A 4,246-nucleotide genomic window follows, 5' to 3' on the forward strand; every position below is an offset into this window, starting at 1 on the left:
GAGCGGGGCTGCAAGGAGTTCCGCAAGCACGTCACCTGGTACCTCAAGGGCTTCGGCGCGGGTGGGGAGATGCGCCGCTCGCTCGGGCTGGTCGACAGCCTCGCCGCCCTCGACCGGCTGCTCGCCGACCTCGACCCGGACGAGCCGTTCCCGGTGCGCGAGCTGGGCGCTCCCCGCGGGCGTCAGGGCTCGCCGCGGGACAAGGTCGCGCTCCCCGAGGGCTGGCTCGACGACGCCGACGGCAGCGGGAGCCACGTCCAGGAGGATGCCAACGAGACGACCGGCGGCTGAGCCGCCGCTCGTTGCCGGGTGACGGGGAACACCCCCGGCCGGTTCGCCCGAGATTGGGACAGGCGCTCGGGGCTGTGGTTGACTCGAGCGTCGTTGCCGTTTCGTGACCTTTCGGGGGGTCCGAGAAGGTCGACATCCCCCGTCAGCAACAGCAAAGGATTCAGCGCTGTGGCAGAGCATCGCCACAAGCGGGAGACCAATGCCCGCCGCAAGCCCCGAGCAGCAGCCATCGCCGGACCGCTCGCCGTCCTGGCGACCGCCTCGGCCGTGACGCTCGGAGTGCTCGCCTCCGACCCGCAGACGCGCGACCTCGTCGCCCAGGAGTCCAGCTCCGGCCTCGGCGCCGCCGCGGAGCGGCCGCCCGTCCTGTCCCGCGCCGGCTCGCGCGTGGAGCCCGTCGAGCTGCGCAAGTCCGTCGTGCTCGCCCGGGAGCGCGCTGCGACCGAGCGCGCCGTCGAGCGTGCGCACGTGAAGCTGTGGACCACCACCGACCTCAACCTGTGGACCGCCCCCGACGACGACGCCGCCCAGGTCGGCGAGCTCGCCGCCGGCAAGCGCGTGCTGGTCACCGGCCGCTCCACCAAGGAGCGGGTGGAGATCGTCTGGCAGGGCCAGGCGCGCTGGGTGAGCGTCGGGTACCTCTCGGAGGAGAAGCCGCTGACCGCGGCCGCGGGCCTCTCGATGGAGCCCTGCCCCGACCCGAGCGTTGAGAACGGCCTGACCTCCGACGCGGTCTACGTCTACCGCTCGGTGTGCCACGCGTTCCCGCAGATCACGTCGTACGGCGGGTGGGACGGCCACGGCGAGCACGCCTCGGGCCGCGCGCTCGACATCATGACCAGCGACGTCGCCCTGGGCACCGCGATCGCGGAGTTCCTGCAGGCGCACGCCGCCGAGCTCAACCTCTACGACATCCTCTGGCGCCAGCAGATCTGGACGCCCGAGCGGGCCGGAGAGGGCTGGCGGTCCATGCCGTCACGGGGCTCGGCGACCGCCAACCACTACGACCACGTGCACGTCGCGACCAACGGCTGAGCCTCACAGCAGGCGCGTGAGCCGGGTCTTCCTGAGGTTCTCGCGCACGATCCACGCGATGTCCGGGTCGGCGTCGTCGAGCGCCCAGAACGCCGGCAGGCCCTGTGCGGGGTCCGCCGCGATCGCGACGCTCCAGCAGTAGCCCAGGGCCTGGCGCAGCGTCCGCACGTCGGTGTCGCGGCGGGACTCGGGCGGGAGAGCCGCCAGCGAGGACGTCGTACGCCGGCACACCTCGATCGCGACCGCGGCCGCGGCCGGACCGAACAGCAGCCGGGGCTCGCAGATCGCGGCAGCGGCGGCACGCTGCACGAGCGGGTGGGGGTCGGCGGCCCAGTCCAGGACGATCATCTCCAGCGCCGGCAGGTTGAGGTCGCCGAGACGCTGCAGTGCCATCGCCACCGCCTCGCGCACCCGCCAACGCTCGTCGGTGGCGAGCACGCGCAGCCGGTTCAGCACCTCCGGCTCGGTCGCCGTCGCACCGAGGCCGAGCACGCCGCAGAACGTGCGGTACTCGTCGCCGCTGGCGATCAGCTCGTCGTCGAGCTCGACGTCCCCGAGGTCGGCGAGGGCCATGGCCAGCTCGATGTTCCCGCGGGGTCCGGGCAGGTTGGAGTGCCGGTCGAGGTAGGCCGGCCACGCGGAGCGGTCGATCCGACCGAGGTCGGCGCGGTACTCGTCGATCCGTGTCATGGGAGCTCTCCTTCGTGCCGCACGTGGTAGCGCAGCCAGACCAGCCCGTCGGCGTACTGCTCCTGGCTGATCAGGCCGAGGTCGGCCCGGCGATCGGTGGTCCAGGGCGGCACGGCACCGCCGAGCGCCTCGGTGCCGGCGAGGCAGGGGTGGACCAGCAGGCTCAGCTCGTCGACCAGTCCGTCCTCGAGCAGGGCGCGGACCAGCTGGCCGCCGCTGTCGACTCGCACCGTCGCGGCGCCGTCGTCACCGAGGACGGCGAGTGCGGCGGCGAGGTCGACGCGCTCGTGGCCCGCGACCAGGGCGACGACGTCGGGGTCGGGCTCGGACTGCTCGCTGCGCACGGCGACCACCCGACGCCAGAGGCCGCAGCCGCGCAGGGCGGACCAGGAGTGGACGCGCGAGCGCGAGTCCACGACCGCCAGGAGCGGGCCGTCGGGGGAGGGGCCCGGCCCGTGCGCGTCGAGCGCGCCCTCCTGGGCGAGGATCGTGTCGGCGCCGGTGAGCGTGACGTCCTCCTTCCAGGTCGGCACGAGCGCGTAGTAGGCGCCGACGTCGATCGGGAACCCCGTCGTCGCGCCGTCCAGGGAGACGGCGAGATGAGCGACGACGTACGGCCGGTCGGCTGGCATGCCCCGACGCTAAGGGCGGCGGCGGACCGTCGGCAGGGGCCCGTGCACCTGCCGGGCAGGACCTTGGGCCCGGTCCGTCCTCGGCCGCCCCTAGAGTCGGCACCGATGGATCACCTGGAGCTGTACGACGCCGCCGCGCGCGAGCGTCTCGTCGAGGAGCCGCCCAAGCGCGTCGACGCCCCCGTGCGCACGCCCTTCGAGCGCGACCGCGCCCGGCTGGTGCACGCCGCGGCGTCGCGCCGGCTCGCGGCCAAGACGCAGGTCGTCGGCCCGCAGAGCGACGACTTCGTGCGCAACCGGCTCACCCACAGCCTCGAGGTCGCCCAGGTCGCCCGCGACCTGTCGCGGGCGCTGGGCAGCCAGCCCGACATCGCCGAGACCGCCGCGCTCGCCCACGACCTCGGACACCCGCCGTTCGGCCACAACGGCGAGCGGGTGCTCGCCGAGCTCGGCGAGGCCTGCGGCGGGTTCGAGGGGAACGCCCAGACCCTGCGGCTGCTCACCCGGCTGGAGGCCAAGACCGTCGACGCGTCGGGCCGGTCGGTCGGGCTCAACCTGACCCGGGCCACCCTCGACGCCTGCACGAAGTACCCGTGGCCGCGGTCGGCGGCCGACGCGCCGCAGGGCGTGCACGCCGACGGGTCGCCTCGGTTCGTGGTCAAGTTCGGCGTCTACGACGACGACCGTCCCGTCTTCGACTGGATGCGCAGCGACGCCGTCGGCACCCGCCAGTGCCTCGAGGCGCAGGTGATGGACCTCGCCGACGACGTGGCCTACTCCGTCCACGACATCGAGGACGGGGTCGTCGCGCAACGCGTCGACCTCACCCGTCTCGACGAGGCGGCGGTCTGGCAGACCGTGCGCGACTGGTACCTCCCGGCCGCCACCGACGACGTCCTCGCCGAGACCCTCGCCGGGCTGCGGGCGGTCGGCAGCTGGCCGGAGACGCCGTACGACGGCTCGCGGCGCTCGCTCGCCGCGCTGAAGAACCTCACCAGCGACCTCATCGGCCGGTTCTGCGGGGCCGTTCAGCACGCGACGTTCGCCGCCAGCAGCGGGCCGTTCGTGCGCTACGCCGCCGACCTGGTCGTGCCCGAGCGCACCCGCCTGGAGATGGCCGTGCTCAAGGGCATCGCTGCCTACTACGTGATGCAGGCCGACGACCGCGTCGTGGCGATGGCTCACCAGCGCGAGCTGCTGGCCGAGTTGGTCGCGGTCCTCGCCCACCGCGGCCCCGACGCCCTGGAGCGCCCGTTCGCGGACGACTTGCGCGCCGCTCCCGACGACGCCGCCCGGCTCCGCGTGATCATCGACCAGGTCGCTTCGCTCACCGACGCCAGCGCTGTCGCCTGGCACCGCGCGCTGCTCAACCGATGACGGACACCAAGGGGAGGGCAATCCTCCCCAACGGGGTCCAGCGGCGCCGGTGGTCGAGCTGGTCGAGGTCCCCGCACCCGACGCATAGCGGTGGGCGCGGCGGTGGGCGCCTGACGGCCCGCGCGGGGTGACGGCGGGTCGGGCGGCTGCGGGTGCGCCGTTGGTCCCGCTTCCTTGGTTTTCGAAGAAGCGTGGTCACCGTGGGCGCGGGGTTGCGGCGG

4 protein-coding genes and 1 pseudogene are annotated in these 4,246 nt (G+C 73.9%); 3 read left to right on the forward strand and 2 right to left on the reverse strand.

What is annotated here, in order from left to right; genetic code table 11:
• Positions 1 to 291: pseudogene (locus Q0L15_RS05535) on the forward strand (tRNA dihydrouridine synthase DusB); the annotation flags it as partial.
• A 168-nt stretch (positions 292 to 459) separates the two neighbouring features.
• Positions 460 to 1,326 (forward strand): SH3 domain-containing protein, encoded by an 867-nt coding sequence (locus Q0L15_RS05540; RefSeq protein WP_296602826.1) that lies wholly within the window; start codon positions 460 to 462, stop codon positions 1,324 to 1,326.
• Between the two features lie 3 nt (positions 1,327 to 1,329).
• Here the strand turns inward: Q0L15_RS05540 and Q0L15_RS05545 are convergent, their stop codons facing one another.
• Together Q0L15_RS05545 and Q0L15_RS05550 are read right to left on the reverse strand one after the other, a co-directional pair.
• Complete coding sequence (locus tag Q0L15_RS05545; protein ID WP_296602827.1) at positions 1,330 to 2,016, reverse strand: HEAT repeat domain-containing protein; 687 nt, start codon at positions 2,014 to 2,016, stop codon at positions 1,330 to 1,332.
• On the reverse strand, positions 2,013 to 2,648 hold the full coding sequence (locus Q0L15_RS05550; RefSeq protein WP_296602828.1) for a dihydrofolate reductase family protein: 636 nt from the start codon (positions 2,646 to 2,648) through the stop codon (positions 2,013 to 2,015). The genes Q0L15_RS05545 and Q0L15_RS05550 overlap by 4 nt, the downstream gene beginning before the upstream one ends.
• A 105-nt stretch (positions 2,649 to 2,753) precedes the next feature.
• Here Q0L15_RS05550 and Q0L15_RS05555 point away from each other — a divergent pair, with 105 nt between their 5' ends.
• Entirely contained in the window at positions 2,754 to 4,025 is a 1,272-nt protein-coding gene (locus tag Q0L15_RS05555) for a deoxyguanosinetriphosphate triphosphohydrolase (RefSeq protein ID WP_296602829.1), read from the forward strand.
• Positions 4,026 to 4,246: the final 221 nt, after the last annotated feature.

Source organism: Nocardioides sp. (genome assembly GCF_024509035.1).
Lineage (GTDB): Bacteria > Actinomycetota > Actinomycetes > Propionibacteriales > Nocardioidaceae > Nocardioides.